The sequence below is a fragment of the Herbaspirillum sp. NPDC087042 genome (genome assembly GCF_044745245.1).
In the GTDB taxonomy this organism is placed as follows: domain Bacteria; phylum Pseudomonadota; class Gammaproteobacteria; order Burkholderiales; family Burkholderiaceae_D; genus Herbaspirillum.
Map to the genome: position 1 here is coordinate 89,452 of NZ_JBIUZW010000015.1, position 18,268 is coordinate 107,719.

Here is an 18,268-nt window from a genome sequence, read left to right on the forward strand (position 1 = left end):
GATGCTGCCCATGAGCGACCCCGTCGCCATCGATGCACAGGCCCTGTCGCTGTTGCGTCAGGACCAGCCGGAGCAGGCAGAGGCCCTGCTGCGTGTGGCGCTCAGCTCGGGGTCCGGACCGATCGCACTGTGGAAGAAACTGTTCCACGCCTTGCGGGAGCAGGGCAAGCTGGACGAGGCCAGGCAAGTACTGGAAATGATTGTCCAGACCGTGCCCGGGGACGCTGCCAGTCGTTTCGATCTCGCCGAACTGGCGCTGTTGCAGGGGGACTTCGAGCGTGGCTGGCGTGAATACCGCTTCCGCTACAAGATGGAACACTCGGCCATGCTGGGACGGCGCGTGCAAGGTCCGCACTGGGAGGGGCAGCCCATCCCCGGGAAGACCCTGCTGATCCATGACGAACAAGGGTTTGGCGATACCTTCCAGTTCCTGCGCATGGTTGCCTGGGCGCGCCAGCGCAGCGGTGCGCGCGTCGTCCTGGAGGTCGCCGCGCCTTGCTATATGCTCGCCGCGCGCGCTGCTGGCCACGATCAGGTCATTCTGGAGGGGAGCCTGCCGCCGCCGTTTGATTACCATTGCGAGCTGATGAGCCTGCCGCTCGCCCTTGGCCTGCAGATGAGCGACCTGCCGGGAAAGATGCCTTATCTCGTGGCCGATCCGGCGCGGGTCGACAAATGGCGACTGCGCCTGGCCGACTTGCCGCGCCCGCTGGTGGGGCTAGTGTGGGCTGGCCGCCCCAGCCATGCCAATGACGCCCGGCGTTCGCTGTCGCTGGCCGAGCTGGCACCGCTGGCACGGCCGGGGACGAGCTTCCTGGCCTTGCAGAAAGGTCCCGCGGCGGAGCAGACCGCACAGGTGCCATCAGGAATGGCGCTTTACTCTCTGAGCGGCGAAATTCAGGACTTCGACGATACGGCCGCGATTCTGAGCCTGCTGAACGTGCTGGTCTCGGTCGATTCGTCGCCGGTCCATCTGGCGGGTGCGCTAGGATGTCCGGCCTGGGTCATGCTGCCTTTCCTGCCGGATTGGCGCTGGCTGATGCAGCGCCATGACAGCCCCTGGTATCCCTCGCTGCGCCTGTTCCGTCAACCGGCACGCGGCCAATGGCAACCCGTGCTGCAGGCCATCGGGAACGAACTGGAGCGCCTGCGCGGCGCCTGAGACATCATGCCTTCCACACCACATCTGCTCACCACCATGGCCCACGCGATCGATGCGCACGAGCGTCGTCTTCACTATGGCCATGCCGGCGCGGTCATCTGGCTCACCGGCCTGTCAGGCTCAGGCAAGTCCAGCCTGGCCATGGGGCTGGAGCAGGCGCTCATGCGCCTGGGTTACTCCTGCTATGTGCTGGATGGCGACAACATCCGCAGTGGGCTCAATAGCGACCTGGGTTTTGGCGACGCCGACCGCAGCGAAAACATTCGCCGCATCGGCGAAGTCGCCGCGCTCTTCGCCGATGCCGGCCTGGTCTGCATTACGGCCTTCATTTCGCCTTTCCTGGCAGATCGCGCCTTGGCGCGTGCGCGCTGCAAGCAGGGATTCCATGAGATCCATGTGGCGGCAGACCTGGCAGCCTGCGAGGCACGTGATCCCAAAGGACTCTACAAAAAAGCGCGTGCCGGCCAACTGCCATCCTTTACAGGGATCGGTTCGCCATACGAGCCGCCGGTGCAGCCCGAGTGCGTCATCAGCACAGGAACCGAAGCATTGAGCGAGAGTTTGACAACGCTGCTTGATTACGTACGGCACGCCGTACCGCTGGCACGCTGACTTGGTTGGCCGATCAGGCCGCAGTCGTTCGCACGCGCCTGTCCAGCGAGGCCGACAGGCCTACCGTGGCCAATCCCAGCAGCGCGAAGAGCGAGCCGATCAGCGGCAGGTCGGTCAGCGGCAGGCCCGCCGAGATGGCCACGCCGCCCACCCAGGCGCCGGTGGCATTGCCCAGGTTGAAGGCACCCTGGTTGAGGGTGGAGGCCAGGTTGGGCGCGCCGCGCGCGGTATCGAGCACGCGGATCTGCGCACCGGGTACGACGGCGAAGGCGAAGGCGCCCCAGGCGAACATGGTCACCAGGGTCGGCCACTTGTAGTGGCTGGTGTAGGAGAACAGGCCCAGCACCACGGCGATGCAGAGGAACACGCCGCACATCACCGGCATGAGCTTCCAGTCGGCCAGCTTGCCGCCGACCAGGCCGCCCACGGTGATGCCGGCGCCGAAGAGCAGCAGCACCCAGCTCTCCTGCTGGGTCGTGAAGCCGGTCACTTCCAGCAGGATGTAGGCGATGTAGGTGATCACGCTGAACATGCTGATCGATGCCAGCGTGGAGGTCAGCAGCGAGAGCTGGACGCGGGTGTCGATGATGGAGCGGAATTCCTGGAAGATATTGCCGCCCTGCATGGCGATCTTCCTGGGCAGCATGGCCCACAGCATGATGGCCGCCACCACGCCGATGACGGTGACCACGCCGAAGGTGGAGCGCCAGCCGGCGGCATGGCCGAAGGCCGTGCCCAGCGGCACGCCCAGGATGTTGGCCACCGTCAGGCCGGTGAACATCAGGGCCACGGCCTGGGCACGCTTGTCCGGGGCTACCAGCTCGGCAGCGACCACCGAGCCGATGCCGAAGAAGGCGGCATGGCAGAAGGCGGTGACCACGCGGGCCACCATCAGGAAGGCATAGTTCGGTGCGATCGCGCACAGGACATTGCCCAGGATGAACAGGCACATCAGGCTCACCAGCGCCTGCTTGCGCGGCCACTTGGCCGTGAGGATCGCCAGGATGGGCGCGCCGGCGGCCACGCCCAGCGCATAGCCGGACACCAGCATGCCGGCCGCCGGGGCCGACACGCCCAGGTCGCGGGCGACGTCGGGCAACAGGCCCATGATGACGAATTCAGTAGTGCCGATGCCAAAGGCGGCAACGGCCAGGGCGAACAGGGGCCAGTTCATGCGCGATCCAGAGTGGAGGTGGAGGAGAGGGTGTGTGAACGAAAGATCACACAAAGTCGCCAGTTTACCGTCAGATGCGAATTGCTGCAGGACCTAGACTAAATCGGCGCGCGCCGCCGGCTGGAACCAGCTCTTGAGCACGGACATGATGGCGCCATAGGCCGGCAGGAAGAACAGCAGGCTGATGGCGATCTTGAAGCCGTAATCCACCAGTGCGATCTCGACCCAGTGCGTGGCCATGAAGGGATCGCTGCTGCGCCAGAAGGCGATGGTGAAGAAGGCGAGGGTGTCGCTGGCATTGCCGAAGATCATCGACACCGTCGGTGCCAGCCACCAGTGGCGCGATGCGCGCAGGCGATTGAAGACCTGTACATCCAGGACCTGGCCCAGCACATAGGCCATGAAGCTGGCCGCGGCAATGCGTGCCACGAACAGGTTGAAGTGCGCCAGCGCGCCGACGCCCTGCCATTGACCCTGGTAGAACAGCGCCGAGACACCATAGGAAATGAACAGTGCCGGCAGCATCACCGCGAAGATGATGCGCCGGGCCAGGGGCGCGCCGAAGAAGCGTACCGTCAGGTCGGTGGCCAGGAAGATGAACGGAAAGCTGAATGCCCCCCAGGTGGTATGCAGGCCGAAGATGGCCACCGGCAATTGCACCAGGTAGTTGCTGGAGGTGATCACCAGCAGGTGGAACAGCGAAAGCCAAGCCAGCACAGCCGCGTGCCGGCGCAAGTCGAGAGTCGTCATGTGGACCTTTTTGATGGATGGGGTTAGGGAACCCATGGAGAGATCCTTGCCGGCGGTGAATGCCCCGGTAAGGCGTCAGGGGCGCTACTTTACCATGGCGCCTGCGCTCACGCTGGCCGCATTGGTGCTAATTGGCGCTAGTTGCCGCTGATTGGCGGTACACTCCTGCGTTTTCTGGATTGATGGATTGGCGGGCAGGAACAATGAATAGCAAGAAGGCAACGCTCATCGGATTGACCGCAGTCGTGCTGTGGAGCGCCATCGTCGGCCTGATCCGTGGGGTCAGCGAGCATCTGGGAGCCACCGGCGGGGCCGCCGCCATCTACAGCGTGGCCTCGGTGATCCTGCTGTTCTCGGTCGGATTTCCCCGCTTGTCGGCTTTTCCGAAGAAATACCTGTTCTGGGGCAGCCTGCTCTTCGTGGCCTATGAGCTGTGCCTGGCCTTGTCGATCGGCTATGCCAATAGCGCACGCCAGGCCATCGAGGTCGGCATGGTCAACTACTTGTGGCCGACCTTCACGCTGATCGCGGCCATCCTGTTCGGGCGCCAGCGCGCCACGCTGCTGGTGGTGCCGGGCTTCATCCTCTCCATGCTGGGCATCTGCTGGGTGCTGGGCGGTGATCAGGGGCTGGATGTGGCGGGCATGCTGGGCAATGTCCGCGACAACCCGCTGAGCTATGGCCTGGCCTTCGTCGGCGCGTTGATCTGGGCGGCCTACTGCACCGTGACCACGCGCCTGGCCCGGGGGCAGAACGGTGTCACGCCTTTCTTCATGATGGTGGCGCTAGTGCTGTGGATGAAGTTCCTGCTGGGTGATCATGGAGGCGAGATGTCCTTCAGCGTGCCGGCACTGGTCTATCTGCTGCTGGCAGCGGCGGCCATGGGGCTGGGCTATGCCGCGTGGAACGTCGGCATCCTGCATGGCAATGTCACCGTGCTGGCTGGGGCCTCGTATTTCATCCCGGTGTTTTCCTCGGCCTTGTCGGCGGTGCTGCTGCATGCGCCCTTGCCGGGTTCGTTCTGGGTCGGGGCTGGACTGGTCTGCGCCGGCTCCATCCTGTGCTGGCTGGCGACCCGGGCGAGAGCTTGATCCGGCGGGTCGATGCAACAGATGTTGCATCGACGGGGCAAATGTTTGCTAACATCGGGCGGTCATCGTTCGTCCCTGGTCATCTTCATGAGTCTTGCCCATCCTCCCCGCAGTTTCAGCGAACTGGAAGCGTCCATTCGCGAACGCTTCAACGATATGCGGCCGCAATTCCAGGCGGGGGCGGCCTTCCTGCTGGATAACCCGGGCGAGGTGGCCGTCTCGACCATGCGCGCGCTGTCGCAACGCGCGCAGGTACAGCCGTCGACCTTCGTGCGCCTGGCCCAGTACCTGGGCTTTGCCGGCTGGGCCGAGTTGCGTTCGCTGTTCGTCGAACGCCTGGCGGGCGAGCCCAAGGCCTACGCCTTCAAGGCCAAGAACATCGTCCGCCGCAGCAACAGCGACAAGCTGGTGGCCGAGCTCTTTACGGCCCAGCGCGCCAATCTCGATGCCTCCGAACCCAAGAGCGCCGATCGCATGCTGGCGGCGGCGCGCGCCCTGGTCAAGGCACGTCATGTGCATATTGCCGGCTTCCGGGCGGCGTTCAGCATTTCCTTCCTGTTGCATTACCTGTATCGGCTGTTCCGTCCCTCGGTCTCGCTGGTGCGCGCCAGCGAAGGCGCCCTCGAACTGGAGTTGCGTGCCATCGCGCCTCAGGATGCGGTGGTGGTGGTCAGCTTCGCGCCTTATTCGGCCGAGGCCGTGCGGGTGGCCGAGGTCGCTAAGGAGGCCGGCGCCAGGCTCATCGCGCTGACCGACAGCGCGGTGGCGCCGATCGCGCTCAAGGCCGACCATTGCCTGTTGTTCTCGCATGACAGCCCGTCCTTCTTCCCCTCCATGGCGGCCGCCACGGCCCTGGCCGAAAGCCTGATCGAACTGGTCATCTCCATCGACGATGAACATGCCGTCAAGCGCCTGGAAGTGGCGGAAGGCCAGCTCCACCGCACCGGCGCCTACGTCAGCCGCTGATCATCCCCGGGCGGGCGCCTGCCAGCGCTCCTCGGCTCCTCTGTCTCCTGCTCCTCCGCTTCCCGTCCTGACCGCACGCATGTTGCACGGCGATAGTGCCGACGATGCGCCATTGGCGTGCCCGCTGCCCTGGCCCTGCACCACATTCATGCTGCAACTGCACCAAAAAAATCATTATTAAATTTATGTGCAACATATGTTGCATAGTGGGTGATGTTCATCTATATTGCGCCACATAGTGAATGCGCAACGAATTTTGCGCACGTTCCGTGTGTGCAATGGAAGGACCCTCTCATGACCCAAGTGTTTCATCGCAATCCTCGCAGCAAGCTCCCCATGGCCGTGGCCGGGGAGGGCATGGTGCTCATCGACCAGCAGGGCAAGCGCTATCTCGATGCCTCCGGTGGTGCGGCCGTCTCTTGCCTGGGGCACGGGCATCCGCGCGTGGTGGAAGCCATTCGCCGCCAGGTCGGCGAGTTGGCCTATGCCCATACCTCTTTCTTCACCACGGCACCGGCCGAGGAACTGGCGGCCATGCTGGCCGATGCCGCGCCGGGTTCGCTCAATCATGTCTATTTCCTCTCCGGCGGCTCCGAGGCGGTGGAGGCCGCGCTGAAGCTGGCGCGCCAGTACCACGTCGAGGTCGGGCAGCCGCAACGTCGTCATGTGATCGCCCGGCGCCAGAGCTACCACGGCAACACCCTGGGCGCACTGGCCATCGGCGGCAATGCCTGGCGCCGCGAGATGTTCCTGCCCTTGCTGATCGAGGCCCATCACGTCTCGCCGTGCTATGCCTATCGCGACCGCGCCGACGGTGAGAGCGACGCCCAATACGTGCAACGCCTGGCCGACGAACTGGAGCAGAAGATCATCGAACTGGGCGTGGACCAGGTCGCCGCCTTCGTGGCCGAGACCGTGGTCGGTGCCACGGCCGGGGCGGTGCCGCCGGTGGCGGACTACTTCCGCAAGATTCGTGCGGTGTGCGACAAGTACGGCGTCCTGCTGATCCTGGACGAGGTCATGTCCGGCATGGGCCGCACCGGCTATCTGTTCGCCTGCGAGGAAGACGGCGTCGTGCCCGACATCATGGCTATCGCCAAGGGCCTGGGCGCGGGCTACCAGCCCATCGGCGCCATGCTGTGCAGCGACCGCATCTACGACGCGGTGCTGCAGGGGTCCGGCTTCTTCCAGCACGGCCACACCTACATTGGCCACGCCACTGCCTGCGCCGCCGCCGTGGCGGTGCAGAAGACCATCCAGGAAGAAAACCTGCTGGAGAACGTACTCCAGCGTGGCGAACAACTGCGCGTCGAGTTGCGCCAGGCGTTCGCCGGGCATGCCAACGTGGGCGATATCCGTGGCCGTGGTCTGTTCGTCGGTGTCGAGCTGGTGGCTGATCGGGCCAGCAAGGCACCGCTCGATCCGACCCTGCGCACGCACGCCAGGATCAAGTCCGAGGCCATGCAGCGCGGCCTGCTGGTGTACCCGATGGGCGGCACCATCGATGGCCGCCGGGGTGACCACGTCCTGCTGGCGCCGCCCTTCATTGCTACGCCGGCCGATATCAGCGAGATCGTGCAGCGGCTTGGCGAGGCCGTCACGGCGGCGCTGGCCTGAGCAACGGGATTCCGCATTTTCCAAGGAGGGTTCAACGATGAAGCACCTAGTCAAGCTGGCCGCACCGGCCGCGCTGCTGTCCATGATGTTGTCCGTTGTGCCGTCGTCGGCCAGTGCTGCCGATGCCGCGCTGGGCCCGACGCTGCAAAAGATCAAGGAGGCCAACCTGATCGCCATCGGCCATCGCACCAGTTCCATCCCGTTTTCGTACTACGATGAAAACCAGCAGGTGATCGGCTATTCGCAGGATCTGTGCAACAAGGTCATCGATGCCGTGAAGGCCAGGATCGGCGCGCCCAAGCTGGAGGTGCGCATGGTCCCGGTGACCTCGCAGAACCGTACGCCCCTGCTGCAGAACGGCACCATCGACCTGGAATGCGGCGTGACCAGCAACCTGAAGAACCGCTGGCAGCAGGTCTCGTTTGCCACCAACTTCTTCGTGGCCAGCAGCCGCATCCTGACCCGGCGCAACAGCGGTATCAAGGACTTCCCCGACCTGGCCGGCAAGGCCGTGGTGACCAATGCCGGTACCAGCTCGGAGCAATTGCTGCGCAACCTCAACGAACATCGCAAGATGAACATGCAGATCCAGAGCGCCAAGGATTACGGCGAAGCCTTCCTGATCCTGCAATCGGGACGGGTGGCGGCCTACGTGATGGATGACGTGCTGCTGGCCGGTGCGCGCACCACCGCGCAGAAGCCCGATGACTGGGTCCTGACCGGGACCCCCTTCGGTGCCGAACCCTATGCCTTCATGGTGCGCAAGGACGATGCGCAGTTCAAGCAGCTGGTGGACCAGACCCTGACGGGCCTGATGAAGAGCGGCGAGATCCGGAAGATGTATGCGAAATGGTTTACCTTCCCGATTCCACCCAAGAACGTGAGTTTCAATTTCCCGATGTCGGAGACGGTCACCCAGCTGTACGCGACACCCAGCGACAAGCCCATGGATTGACCGTCGCCGCATCCCGCTGACCAGGAGATCCCCATGAGCCAACCCACCCGCCTGCCCGTCATCGGGCGTGAACAGATGACGCCCGCGCAGACGGCCATGCTCGATGCCATCCTGGCCGGGCCGCGCAAGAACCTCAATGGTCCCTTCGTGGCCTGGATCCACAGTCCGGCGCTGGGCGAGCTGGCGCAGCGGCTGGGGGCCTTCTGCCGCTATGACACGGGCCTCTCGCTGCACCTGTCGGAACTGGCCATCCTGGCCACGGCGCAGGCCTGGCAATCGCAGGCGGAGTGGCATATTCACCTGCCCATTGCGGTCGAGGCCGGCCTGGCGCCGGAGGTGGCCGAGCAGATCCGGCGTGGTGAGGAACCGGATTTCCGGCACCAGGACGAGCGCCTCGTCTGGGACTTCGCCCGTGAGCTGTATCGCGACAAGCGGGTCTCCGATGGCACCTATGCTGCTGCCTGCGCGCGCTTCGGCCTGCAGGTGGTGGTCAACCTGGTGGGGCTGCTGGGCTATTACGCCCTGGTGGCGATGACCTTGAATACCTTCGGCATGCGTGCCGAAGGGCAGGGCGAAGGCGATCTGCCCTTCGCTGAACCTGCCCCCACGCCCTGAGGGCGTACTGGAGACAACGATGGCATACCAATGGCAATGGTCGGTATTCCTGCAGGCACCCAGCGCCGGCCAGACCTATCTGGACTGGCTGCTCTCGGGACTGGGCGTGACGATCGCGCTAGGGCTATCGGCCTGGCTGCTGGCCTTGCTGCTGGGCGTGATGCTCGGCGTCATGCGCACGCTGCCCAACCGCTGGCTCTCGGGGCTGGCAGCCTGCTACGTGGAGTTGTTCCGTAACGTGCCCCTGCTGGTGCAGATCTTCATCTGGTATTTCGCCATGCCCGAATTGCTGCCGGGCGGCGAGACCATCAAGGCCCTGCCGCCGATGCTGCAGCAATTCCTCATGGCCATGTTGTGCCTGGGCATGTTCACGGCGGCGCGTGTGTGCGAGCAGGTGCGCTCGGGCATCGAGTCGCTGCCGCGTGGCCAGCGCGGCGCCGGCCTGGCGCTGGGACTGACGCTGGCGCAGACCTATCGCTATGTCCTGCTACCGATGGCCATGCGCGTGGTCCTGCCACCCCTGACCTCGGAGTTCCTGAACATCTTCAAGAATTCGGCGGTGGCTTCCACCATCGGCCTGCTGGAACTGGCGGCGCAAGGACGCCAGCTGGTGGACTACACGGCGCAACCCTATGAAGCCTTCATTGCCGTCACGCTGGCCTACATGCTCATCAACATCAGCGTCATGAGTCTCATGCGCGTGCTGGAACACAGGACCAGCCTGCCCGGCCTGGTCGGCAAATGAGGAATGCCCATGGCCTATGAATTCGACTTCACTGCGGTCACGCCGGCCGCCATCCGGGTGCTGGGCGAGGGCATGCTGGTGTCGCTCAAGATCACGCTGGTGGCAATCGTCTTCGGCATTGTCTGGGGCACGCTGCTGGCCATGATGCGACTGTCGCGGCAGGCGCCGCTGCGCTGGTTCGCGGCGGGCTATGTGAACCTGTTCCGGTCGATCCCGCTGGTGATGGTGTTGCTGTGGTTCTTCCTGATCGTGCCGCAGTTGCTGCAAAAGGTCTTTGGCCTGTCACCGGCGAACGACCTGCGCATGACCTCGGCGCTGGTGGCCTTCGCGCTCTTCGAGGCGGCCTACTATGCCGAGATCATCCGCGCCGGCATCAACAGCGTCTCGCGCGGCCAGATGGCGGCGGCCTACGCGCTGGGGCTGACCTATCCGCAGGCCATGGGTATGGTGGTGTTGCCGCAGGCGTTTCGCAACATGGTGCCGCTGCTGCTCACGCAGGGGATCGTGCTGTTCCAGGATACCTCGCTGGTCTACGTGAGCGCGCTGGCCGATTTCTTCGGCCGGGCCTACAGCATCGGCGAGCGCAACGGTCGCATCATCGAACTGCTCTTCGTGGCTGGTGCGACCTATTTCGTGCTCTGTTTCTCCATGTCGCTGATGGTGCGGCGTTATCGCCGGCGCGTGGCCAGGTGAGACGCCGCACAGTGTTCAGGCCGGGCGCCGCGCACCGTTGACGGCCAGGTAGATGGCATACAGCGAGGTGGTCGCGGTGATGAAGAGGCGATTCAGGCGCGGCCCGCCGAAGCAGACATTGGAGACCACTTCCGGCACCAGGATCTTGCCCAGCAGGGCGCCATCGGCGGCGTAGCAGTGCACACCGTCGCCGGCGCTGGTCCAGACATTGCCGTGCTCGTCCAGACGGAAACCGTCGGCCAGCCCCGGCGTGACAATGGCGAAGACCGCTCCGCCGGACAGCGTGCGACCATCGATCACGTCGAAGACGCGGATGTGGTGCGGCCCGTTGGCACGATGGGTGCGGCCGGTGTCGGCGATGTAGAGCCGGCTTTCGTCGGGCGAGAAGGCCAGGCCATTGGGGCGCTCGAAGTCGCTGCTGACCAGTTCCAGTTCGCCGCTCTGGGCGTCGATGCGATAGACATGGCAGCCGCCGATCTCGCTGTCGGCCTTGTAGCCTTCGTAGTCGCTGTCGATGCCATAGGACGGGTCGGTGAACCAGATCGAACCATCCGACTTGACCACCACGTCATTGGGCGAGTTCAGGCGCTTGCCCTGCCAGTGCGAGGCCAGCACGGTGCGGCTGCCGTCATGTTCGGTACGTACCACGGCGCGCGCGCCATGCAGGCAGCTGACGATGCGGCCCTCGCGATCCAGGGTGTTGCCATTGTTGAAACCCGAGGGCTGGCGGAACACGCCGCTGCCCGCGCCTTCGGACCAGCGCAGCAGGCGATTGTTGGGGATGTCGCTCCAGACCAGTTCATCGGTGGCCGGCAGGTAGACCGGCCCCTCGGTCCAGCGGCTGCCGGTATGCAGGCAATCCAGGCGGGTGCTGGGGACCACCAGGGCGGCAAAGCGCGGGTCGATGGTCAGCAGCGGGGAGGCGGCTGGCGGGGCTGGGATGGACGGGGTGGCGCTCATGGGGGCTCCTTGATCGTGGTCATCGTTAGGGCGCTGCCGGTACCTTATCATCCTGGCGGCGACGGGCTTGCTGGGGAGCATGATACCTTGTTGCGTCGCCACACTGCGGATCGGACGCCTGACGCAAGCTACCGCCACTTTTGACGCATATCAAGGCGGCCCGATGGTGAAGCCGCTATCCTGCAAACTCCACCCAATACCAGCTCGCCCGGTGGGCTCGCGGCCCAGCGCATGTGCGCGCCGCGTCAGTCCGGCGTGGCGGCCGGCCAGGAGCATCGCATGCAAGTCGTCCATCCGTCCACCCTGCATCCATCCGCCAGTCTCGTCGGCATGAACAAGAGCGTGCTGCGCAAAATGGATCAGCGTGGTCCACGTTATACGTCCTACCCGACCGCAGACCGCTTTACCAGCGATTTCGCGGTGACCGACTATCTGCATGCGGTATCGGACCGTCGCAGCATGAGCGCCTGGCGCGCCTTGTCGCTATACCTGCATATCCCGTTCTGCGACACCATCTGCTATTACTGCGCCTGCAACAAGATCGTGACCAAGAACCGCTCCAAGGCGGCACTCTACCTGAGTTACCTCAAGCGTGAGATCAGCATGCAGGGCTCGCTGTTCTCCGGCATGAACCAGGTCGAGCAGCTGCACTTCGGCGGTGGCACCCCGACCTATCTGTCGGACGAGCAGATGGGCGACCTGATGGAGCACATCCGCCGCTGCTTCACGCTGGCGCCCGACCATGTCGGTGAATACTCCATCGAGATCGACCCGCGGACCGTCTCGGTACAGCGCGTGCACAAGCTGCGCGAACAGGGTTTCAACCGCATCAGCCTGGGCGTGCAGGACTTCGATCCCGAGGTCCAGCAGGCCGTGAACCGCGTGCAGTCCGAGGAGCAGACCCTGGAGATCATCCGCGCCGCCCGCGATGCCGGTTTCCGCTCGGTGAGCGTGGATCTGATCTACGGCCTGCCCAAGCAGAACGTGATGTCGATGTCGCGCACCCTGGCCAAGGTGGTGGCGGCCAGCCCCGACCGCATCGCCGTCTACAACTACGCGCACATGCCGCAGCTGTTCAAGACCCAGCGCCAGATCAAGGAAGAAGACCTGCCCAGCGCCGACAGCAAGCTGGACATGCTGTCGCTGTGCATCCGTCATCTGACGGCGGCCGGCTACGTCTATATCGGCATGGATCACTTTGCCAAGCCCACCGACGACCTGGCCGTGGCCCAGCAGCAGGGCCGCCTGCATCGCAACTTCCAGGGCTATTCCACCCATTCGGAAACCGACCTGGTGGCCTGCGGCGTCTCGGCCATCAGCGCCGTGGGCGGCAGCTACAGCCAGAACGAGAAGACCCTCGACGGCTATTACGCCCGCCTGGAAAACGCCACCCTGCCCATCGCCCGTGGCATCCAGCTGGGCATGGACGACGTGTTGCGTCGCCTGATCATCCAGCGCCTGATGTGCAATTTCGAGCTGTCGATCAACTCGCTGGAGATCGCCTATCCCATCGTCTTCCGCGAATACTTCGCTGCCGAGATGGACAAGCTCAAGCAGCTGGAAGAAGACGGCCTCATCAAGATCGAGCCCGAGTGGATCACCGTCGAGCCCAAGGGGCGCCTGCTGATCCGCAACATCTGCATGGTCTTCGACCGCTACCTGAACCAGGAGCGCGACAAGGCCGCCAGCGAGAACAAGGATGCACCGCAGCGGTATTCGCAGACGGTCTGAGCGAGGCTGAGTTGAACCTGCTACCGATCTTCCTGGTGGGCCTGATGGGTAGCGTCCATTGCATCGGCATGTGCGGCGGCATCGTCGGCGCATTGAGTTCGGCCGGGCCGGCGCCGGGGGCGAGGCCGCGCAATGCCGTGCCGGTCATGTCCGTGGCGTCGCTGGGCCGGCAAGGTGGTTCGCGCCTGCAACGCATCATTCCCATTCACATCGAGAATAGTGCCCGGGCCCATGCCTTCGCGCAGGATCTGGGGCGCGTGCTGTGCTACAACGCCGGGCGATTGTCCAGCTACGCCCTGGCCGGCGCCCTGGCCGGCGGTGTTGCCGCCGGACTGCTGCGTGGCGCCGACGTGCTGGGCTGGCTGGCGCCGGCACAGCGGGTGGCCTATGCCATGACCAATATCGTGCTGGTGCTGCTGGGCCTGTACCTGATGCAATGGTGGAACGGCATGGCGCGCATGGAAACATGGGGAAGCGGCCTGTGGGCGATGTTGCGCCCGCTGGCCGGTCGTCTTGTGCCGGTGGATACGCCGGCCAGGGCATGGCTGCTGGGCAGCCTGTGGGGATGGCTGCCATGCGGCATGGTCTACAGCGCCTTGCTGACGGCCCTGATGTCAGGAACGGCTGGTACCGGTGCGCTGACCATGCTGGCCTTCGGCGCCGGTACCTTGCCGGTGCTGCTGGCGGCCGGCCTGTCGGGCGCGCGTCTGCGCCAGCTGGCCGCGCGACCGCTGGTGCGTCGCACAGCCGGTCTGGTGGTACTGGCCTTTGGCCTGCTTGGATTGCTGCGTGCCGCCGAACTCGGCGGCCTGGGTATTGCACACGGCTGGATCGACGTGTTCTGCGTCAGTCCTGCCCATGGAGGTTAGACATGAATGGCGAAGGGAGCGGGGAGGGGACCCCGTGTTTCCATTGTGGCCAGCCGGTATTGCCGGGCGAGGTGTTTCACCTGGCCATCGGTGGTATTGAGCGCGACCTGTGCTGTGTCGGCTGCCAGAGCGTCGCGCGACTGATCGTCGAGAGCGGTTGCGAGGACTTCTATCTGCGTCGCACCGTGCCGTCGGCACGCGTTGACCCTGAACAGTTGCTGCCACCGGAGCTGGCGCTGGTCGACCAGGCCGAGCTGGCCGAGCTGTCACGTGGGCGCGAGCTTGCCGACACCCGTGATGGCGCCGAAGAACTGGTGTTGTCGGTCGACGGCCTGCGCTGCTCGGCCTGCATGTGGCTGATCGAGCGTTACCTGGCACGCCTGCCGGGCATGCAGCTGGCCGAGATGAACGTGACCAGTGGACGCTTGCATATCCGCCGCGATCCGGCCCTGTGTCCGACCTCGGTCATTCTCAAGGGACTGCGTGGCCTGGGCTACACCGCCTATCCCTTCGATCCGCTGCGCCAGGGCGAACAGGCCCGGCGCGCCTCGCGCCGCCTGTTCCGGCAATTGTTCATCGCCGGGCTGTCCATGATGCAAGTGATGATGTATGCGGTGCCGGCCTACCTGACCCACGAGGGCGTTGACCCCGACATGATGGCGCTGATGCGCTGGGCCAGCCTGTTCCTGACCATTCCCGCCGTGTGCTATTCGGCCCTGCCGTTCTTCAGCGGTGCCTGGGCCGGATTGCGTGCGCGCTCGCCGGGCATGGACCTGCCGGTCGCCATCGGCATCGCCGCCGCCTTCATCGCCAGCGCCGTCGCCACCTGGCGCGGTGAAGGCGAGATCTGGTTTGACAGCGTGAGCATGTTCATCTTCCTGTTGCTGGGTAGCCGCTACCTGGAGGCGGCCGCACGTCGCAAGTCGGCAGCGGCGCTGGAGCGCATGCAACAGGCCTTTCCGGCTTCTGCCCTGCTGGTGCCGGGGTACCCGGCCCGTCGTGACACCACCCTGGTGGCGGCGGCGCAACTGCAGGTGGGAGACGTGATCCTGGCGCGCCCTGGCGATACGGTGGCGGCCGATGCCGAATTGCTCGAAGGCGATGCCGAGCTGGACCTGGCCCTGCTGTCGGGCGAGAGCCGGCCGCAATCCTTCCAGCCTGGCCAGCAGGCGCCCGGTGGCGCCGTCAATGTCAGCCAACCGGTCCTGCTGCGGGTCGTGCGTACCACCGGCGAAAGCACGCTGGCCGCCATCACCCGCCTGGCCGAGCAGGCCGGGCAGGGCAAGCCGGCGCTGGCGCAATGGGCCGATATCGTGGCCTCGCGTTTCGTGGTGGCGCTGTTGCTGCTGGCCGCCGCCACCTTCCTAGCCTGGCATCTGATCGACCCCGCACGGGCCTGGGAAACCGCCATTGCCGTGCTGGTGGTGTCCTGCCCCTGCGCCCTGTCGCTGGCTACGCCCTCGGCCCTGGCGGCCGCAACCGACCGCCTGTTGCGCGAGGGAACGCTGGTGGTGCGTGGCAATGTGCTGGAAACCCTGCGCCGCGCCGATACTATCGTCTTCGACAAGACCGGCACGCTCACCCAGGGGCGTCCGCAACTGGTGGCCTTGTGGAGCATCGGTGCGCAAGATCGGGCGCTGGCCCTGGCCGCCGCCATGGAACGTGGCAGCCTGCATCCGCTGGCCAGGGCGCTGGTGGAAGAGGCCGAGCGCCGCGAGGTCCATGCCATCGAGGTGACGCAGCTGGAATCGGTCACCGGTGCCGGCATGCAATGCCTGGTCGATGGCGTGGTGCATCGCATCGGATCGAAGCAGTTTGTCGCCCAGCTGTGCGGGCAGCCGCTGCCCTCGATCTTCCGCCAGGACACCGTCACAGGCGCCGGTGCCGTCTTCCTGGGTAGTGCCGATGGCTGGCTGGCGCGCATGGACCTGGCCGATGCCTTGCGGCCGGATGCCGTGGCCACCGTGGCCGCCTTCCGCGCGCTGGGCCTGCGCACCGTGCTGTTGAGCGGTGACCAGCCCGAGGTCTGCGCCGAGGTGGCCGCCCAGACTGGCATCACCGAGGTGATCGCCGGATGTACGCCAGAACGCAAGCTGGACTACGTACACGGCTTGCAGCAGGGCGGGGCGGTGGTGGCGATTGTCGGCGATGGCATCAACGATGCGGCCATGCTGCGTGCCGGTGACGTCTCCTTCGCCATGGGCAAGGGCGCGGCACTGGCGCAGATCAGTGCCGATGCGGTGATCATGAGCGATCGCCTGCAGGCAGTGGCCGGCTGCGCGCGCATGGCCCAGCGCACCATGCGCATCGTGCGGCAGAACCTGGCGTGGGCCACGGTCTATAACATCGTGGCAATCCCGGCGGCGGCTTTCGGCCTGCTCAATCCCTGGATGTCGGCCGTCGGCATGTCGCTCAGCTCGCTGCTGGTGGTGGGCAATGCACTGCGGCTGAGTCGCGCATCGCGCGAGAAGGAGGGGGCGCCCGCGATGGCTTCGGTGAAAACCGCTCTGGCAGGAGGTGTCTGATGGAAGCGCTCTACCTGCTCATTCCCCTGAGCACACTGCTGGTCTTCGTGGCGATCTGGGTGTTCTTCCGCGCGTCCGACGGCGGTCAGTTCGACGATCTCGAAGGTCCTGCCATGCGCATCCTGCATGACGATGACAGTGTTGCCGCAGGCAAGGATCCGGTCTCAGGCGACTAGCTGTCGATCCCATGGAAAGCGCGATGGAAACGGCCAGCGATGGCCGTTTGGTGCTGCCGCTACTACCCCGGATCGTGTTGTTTCCTTGTCTTTGTTCTCAAGCGTCCGCCCCTAATTGATACACGTCAATGACCACGGAGGCCATGCCTCGTAAGCTCACGTCGACCAGTACTCAACAATGTGGGGAGAGTTTCGTGAGCAAAGAAAATAGCTACAACTACACGGTTGTGCGCCAGTTCTCGGTGGCGACCATCCTGTGGGGCGTAGTCGGTATGTTGGTCGGCGTCATCATCGCCGCCCAGCTTGCATGGCCAGAACTGAATATGGGGATTCCCTGGATCAGCTTCGGTCGACTTCGTCCGCTGCATACCAATGCAGTCATCTTCGCCTTCGGCGGCAGTGCGCTGATGGCAACCTCGTATTACGTCGTCCAGCGTACCTGTCAGGTACGCCTGTTCTCCGACTTCCTGGCAGCCTTTACCTTCTGGGGTTGGCAGGTGGTGATCGTCGGCGCAGCCATCACGCTGCCCATGGGCCTGACCCGCGGCAAGGAATACGCCGAACTGGAATGGCCGCTGACCATCCTCATCGCCATCGTCTGGGTCGCCTATGCCGTGGTGTTCTTCGGCACGCTCATGAAACGCAAGGTGCAGCACATCTACGTGGCCAACTGGTTCTACGGTGCCTTCATCATTGCCGTGGCCATCCTGCACATCGTCAACGGCATGACCATGCCGGCCACGCTGACCAAGTCCTACTCCATGTACAGCGGCGCACAGGACGCGATGATCCAGTGGTGGTACGGCCACAATGCGGTGGGCTTCTTCCTGACCGCCGGCTTCCTGGGCATGATGTACTACTTCATTCCCAAGCAGGTCAACCGTCCGGTCTATTCCTATCGCCTGTCGATCGTGCACTTCTGGGCACTGATCTTCACCTACATGTGGGCCGGTCCGCACCACCTGCACTACACTGCACTGCCTGACTGGACCCAGTCGCTGGGCATGGTGTTCTCGCTGATCCTGCTGGCACCGTCCTGGGGCGGCATGATCAACGGCATGATGACCCTGTCGGGCGCCTGGCACCAGCTGCGTACCGATCCCATCCTGAAGTTCCTGGTGGTGTCGCTGTCCTTCTACGGCATGTCCACCTTCGAAGGTCCGATGATGGCCATCAAGACCGTCAACTCGCTCTCCCACTACACCGACTGGACCATTGGTCACGTCCACTCCGGTGCCCTGGGCTGGGTCGGCTTCATCACCATGGGTTCCATGTACTACCTGATTCCGCGTCTGTCTGGCAAGACCCAGATGTGGAGCAAGGACCTGATCGAGATCCACTTCTGGGTGGCCACCATCGGCATCGTCCTCTACATCTCTTCCATGTGGATCGCCGGCGTGATGCAGGGCCTGATGTGGCGTGCGGTCAACTCCGACGGCACCCTGACCTACACCTTCGTAGAAAGCGTCAAGGCCACCTATCCGTACTACGTCATCCGTCTGATGGGCGGCCTGATGTACCTGTCCGGCATGCTGGTGATGGCCTACAACACCTGGCGCACGATGCGCGGCACCACGCTGGCTGTCGCACCGATTCCCGCCGCGACCAACGCTGCGCACTAATTGGG

17 protein-coding genes are annotated in these 18,268 nt (G+C 64.7%); 14 read left to right on the top strand and 3 right to left on the bottom strand.

The features are described from left to right. Positions 1-10: 10 nt before the first annotated feature. Both ACIPHN_RS19635 and cysC read left to right on the top strand, forming a co-directional pair. Complete coding sequence (locus tag ACIPHN_RS19635) at positions 11-1,162, top strand: tetratricopeptide repeat protein (protein WP_400438947.1); 1,152 nt, start codon at positions 11-13, stop codon at positions 1,160-1,162. 6 nt (positions 1,163-1,168) lie between these two features. Continuing rightward, positions 1,169-1,774 (top strand): adenylyl-sulfate kinase, encoded by a 606-nt coding sequence (gene cysC / locus ACIPHN_RS19640; RefSeq protein ID WP_400438949.1) that lies wholly within the window; start codon positions 1,169-1,171, stop codon positions 1,772-1,774. A gap of 13 nt (positions 1,775-1,787) precedes the next feature. Here the strand turns inward: cysC and ACIPHN_RS19645 are convergent, their stop codons facing one another. Further along, positions 1,788-2,948, bottom strand: coding sequence for an MFS transporter (locus ACIPHN_RS19645; RefSeq protein ID WP_400438952.1), 1,161 nt, complete (start codon positions 2,946-2,948; stop codon positions 1,788-1,790). 93 nt (positions 2,949-3,041) lie between these two features. Continuing rightward, positions 3,042-3,698 (bottom strand): 7-cyano-7-deazaguanine/7-aminomethyl-7-deazaguanine transporter, encoded by a 657-nt coding sequence (locus tag ACIPHN_RS19650; RefSeq protein ID WP_400438955.1) that lies wholly within the window; start codon positions 3,696-3,698, stop codon positions 3,042-3,044. A gap of 203 nt (positions 3,699-3,901) precedes the next feature. Between ACIPHN_RS19650 and yddG the strand changes: the two genes are divergently transcribed. The 7 genes from yddG to gltK all read left to right on the top strand — a co-directional run bounded on the left by yddG (position 3,902) and on the right by gltK (position 10,380). Next, positions 3,902-4,789 carry an aromatic amino acid DMT transporter YddG gene (yddG, locus tag ACIPHN_RS19655; RefSeq protein WP_400438958.1) on the top strand — a complete coding sequence of 296 codons (888 nt, stop codon included), beginning with the start codon at positions 3,902-3,904 and terminating at the stop codon, positions 4,787-4,789. Between the two features lie 87 nt (positions 4,790-4,876). Continuing rightward, positions 4,877-5,755, top strand: coding sequence for a MurR/RpiR family transcriptional regulator (locus ACIPHN_RS19660; protein WP_400438959.1), 879 nt, complete (start codon positions 4,877-4,879; stop codon positions 5,753-5,755). 294 nt (positions 5,756-6,049) lie between these two features. After that, positions 6,050-7,372 carry an aspartate aminotransferase family protein gene (locus ACIPHN_RS19665; RefSeq protein ID WP_400438961.1) on the top strand — a complete coding sequence of 441 codons (1,323 nt, stop codon included), beginning with the start codon at positions 6,050-6,052 and terminating at the stop codon, positions 7,370-7,372. Positions 7,373-7,409: 37 nt separating this feature from the next. Then, on the top strand, positions 7,410-8,327 hold the full coding sequence (locus ACIPHN_RS19670) for a transporter substrate-binding domain-containing protein (protein ID WP_400438964.1): 918 nt from the start codon (positions 7,410-7,412) through the stop codon (positions 8,325-8,327). 33 nt (positions 8,328-8,360) lie between these two features. Next, positions 8,361-8,942, top strand: a complete 582-nt coding sequence (locus tag ACIPHN_RS19675) for a carboxymuconolactone decarboxylase family protein (protein ID WP_400438966.1) — start codon at positions 8,361-8,363, stop codon at positions 8,940-8,942. Between the two features lie 19 nt (positions 8,943-8,961). Then, complete coding sequence (locus ACIPHN_RS19680) at positions 8,962-9,687, top strand: amino acid ABC transporter permease (protein WP_400438969.1); 726 nt, start codon at positions 8,962-8,964, stop codon at positions 9,685-9,687. Positions 9,688-9,696: 9 nt separating this feature from the next. Next, entirely contained in the window at positions 9,697-10,380 is a 684-nt protein-coding gene (gene gltK, locus ACIPHN_RS19685; protein WP_400438971.1) for a glutamate/aspartate ABC transporter permease GltK, read from the top strand. Between the two features lie 15 nt (positions 10,381-10,395). Here the strand turns inward: gltK and ACIPHN_RS19690 are convergent, their stop codons facing one another. After that, positions 10,396-11,340: an SMP-30/gluconolactonase/LRE family protein gene (locus ACIPHN_RS19690; protein ID WP_400438974.1), complete on the bottom strand. Its 945-nt coding sequence runs from the start codon at positions 11,338-11,340 to the stop codon at positions 10,396-10,398. Between the two features lie 279 nt (positions 11,341-11,619). Here ACIPHN_RS19690 and hemN point away from each other — a divergent pair, with 279 nt between their 5' ends. From hemN to ccoN, 5 genes are all read left to right on the top strand, one after another. After that, on the top strand, positions 11,620-13,071 hold the full coding sequence (gene hemN, locus ACIPHN_RS19695; RefSeq protein WP_400438977.1) for an oxygen-independent coproporphyrinogen III oxidase: 1,452 nt from the start codon (positions 11,620-11,622) through the stop codon (positions 13,069-13,071). 11 nt (positions 13,072-13,082) lie between these two features. Next, on the top strand, positions 13,083-13,940 hold the full coding sequence (locus ACIPHN_RS19700) for a sulfite exporter TauE/SafE family protein (protein WP_400438980.1): 858 nt from the start codon (positions 13,083-13,085) through the stop codon (positions 13,938-13,940). 2 nt (positions 13,941-13,942) lie between these two features. Next, positions 13,943-16,465 carry a heavy metal translocating P-type ATPase gene (locus ACIPHN_RS19705; protein ID WP_400438982.1) on the top strand — a complete coding sequence of 841 codons (2,523 nt, stop codon included), beginning with the start codon at positions 13,943-13,945 and terminating at the stop codon, positions 16,463-16,465. Beyond that, positions 16,465-16,641 carry a cbb3-type cytochrome oxidase assembly protein CcoS gene (gene ccoS / locus ACIPHN_RS19710; RefSeq protein WP_400438984.1) on the top strand — a complete coding sequence of 59 codons (177 nt, stop codon included), beginning with the start codon at positions 16,465-16,467 and terminating at the stop codon, positions 16,639-16,641. Before ACIPHN_RS19705 ends, ccoS begins: the two co-directional genes overlap by 1 nt. Before the next feature lie 194 nt (positions 16,642-16,835). After that, positions 16,836-18,263 (top strand): cytochrome-c oxidase, cbb3-type subunit I, encoded by a 1,428-nt coding sequence (gene ccoN / locus ACIPHN_RS19715; protein ID WP_400438986.1) that lies wholly within the window; start codon positions 16,836-16,838, stop codon positions 18,261-18,263. Positions 18,264-18,268: the final 5 nt, after the last annotated feature.

Coding starts and splice junctions, on each gene's coding strand:
- cysC (WP_400438949.1), top strand. CDS start 1,169: ATGCCTTCCACACCACATCTGCTCACCACCATGGCCCACGCGATCGAT.
- ACIPHN_RS19680 (WP_400438969.1), top strand. CDS start 8,962: ATGGCATACCAATGGCAATGGTCGGTATTCCTGCAGGCACCCAGCGCC.
- gltK (WP_400438971.1), top strand. CDS start 9,697: ATGGCCTATGAATTCGACTTCACTGCGGTCACGCCGGCCGCCATCCGG.
- ccoS (WP_400438984.1), top strand. CDS start 16,465: ATGGAAGCGCTCTACCTGCTCATTCCCCTGAGCACACTGCTGGTCTTC.
- ACIPHN_RS19670 (WP_400438964.1), top strand. CDS start 7,410: ATGAAGCACCTAGTCAAGCTGGCCGCACCGGCCGCGCTGCTGTCCATG.
- ACIPHN_RS19635 (WP_400438947.1), top strand. CDS start 11: ATGAGCGACCCCGTCGCCATCGATGCACAGGCCCTGTCGCTGTTGCGT.
- hemN (WP_400438977.1), top strand. CDS start 11,620: ATGCAAGTCGTCCATCCGTCCACCCTGCATCCATCCGCCAGTCTCGTC.
- ACIPHN_RS19650 (WP_400438955.1), bottom strand. CDS start 3,698: ATGACGACTCTCGACTTGCGCCGGCACGCGGCTGTGCTGGCTTGGCTT.
- ACIPHN_RS19665 (WP_400438961.1), top strand. CDS start 6,050: ATGACCCAAGTGTTTCATCGCAATCCTCGCAGCAAGCTCCCCATGGCC.
- ACIPHN_RS19705 (WP_400438982.1), top strand. CDS start 13,943: ATGAATGGCGAAGGGAGCGGGGAGGGGACCCCGTGTTTCCATTGTGGC.
- ACIPHN_RS19675 (WP_400438966.1), top strand. CDS start 8,361: ATGAGCCAACCCACCCGCCTGCCCGTCATCGGGCGTGAACAGATGACG.
- ACIPHN_RS19645 (WP_400438952.1), bottom strand. CDS start 2,948: ATGAACTGGCCCCTGTTCGCCCTGGCCGTTGCCGCCTTTGGCATCGGC.
- ACIPHN_RS19690 (WP_400438974.1), bottom strand. CDS start 11,340: ATGAGCGCCACCCCGTCCATCCCAGCCCCGCCAGCCGCCTCCCCGCTG.
- yddG (WP_400438958.1), top strand. CDS start 3,902: ATGAATAGCAAGAAGGCAACGCTCATCGGATTGACCGCAGTCGTGCTG.
- ACIPHN_RS19660 (WP_400438959.1), top strand. CDS start 4,877: ATGAGTCTTGCCCATCCTCCCCGCAGTTTCAGCGAACTGGAAGCGTCC.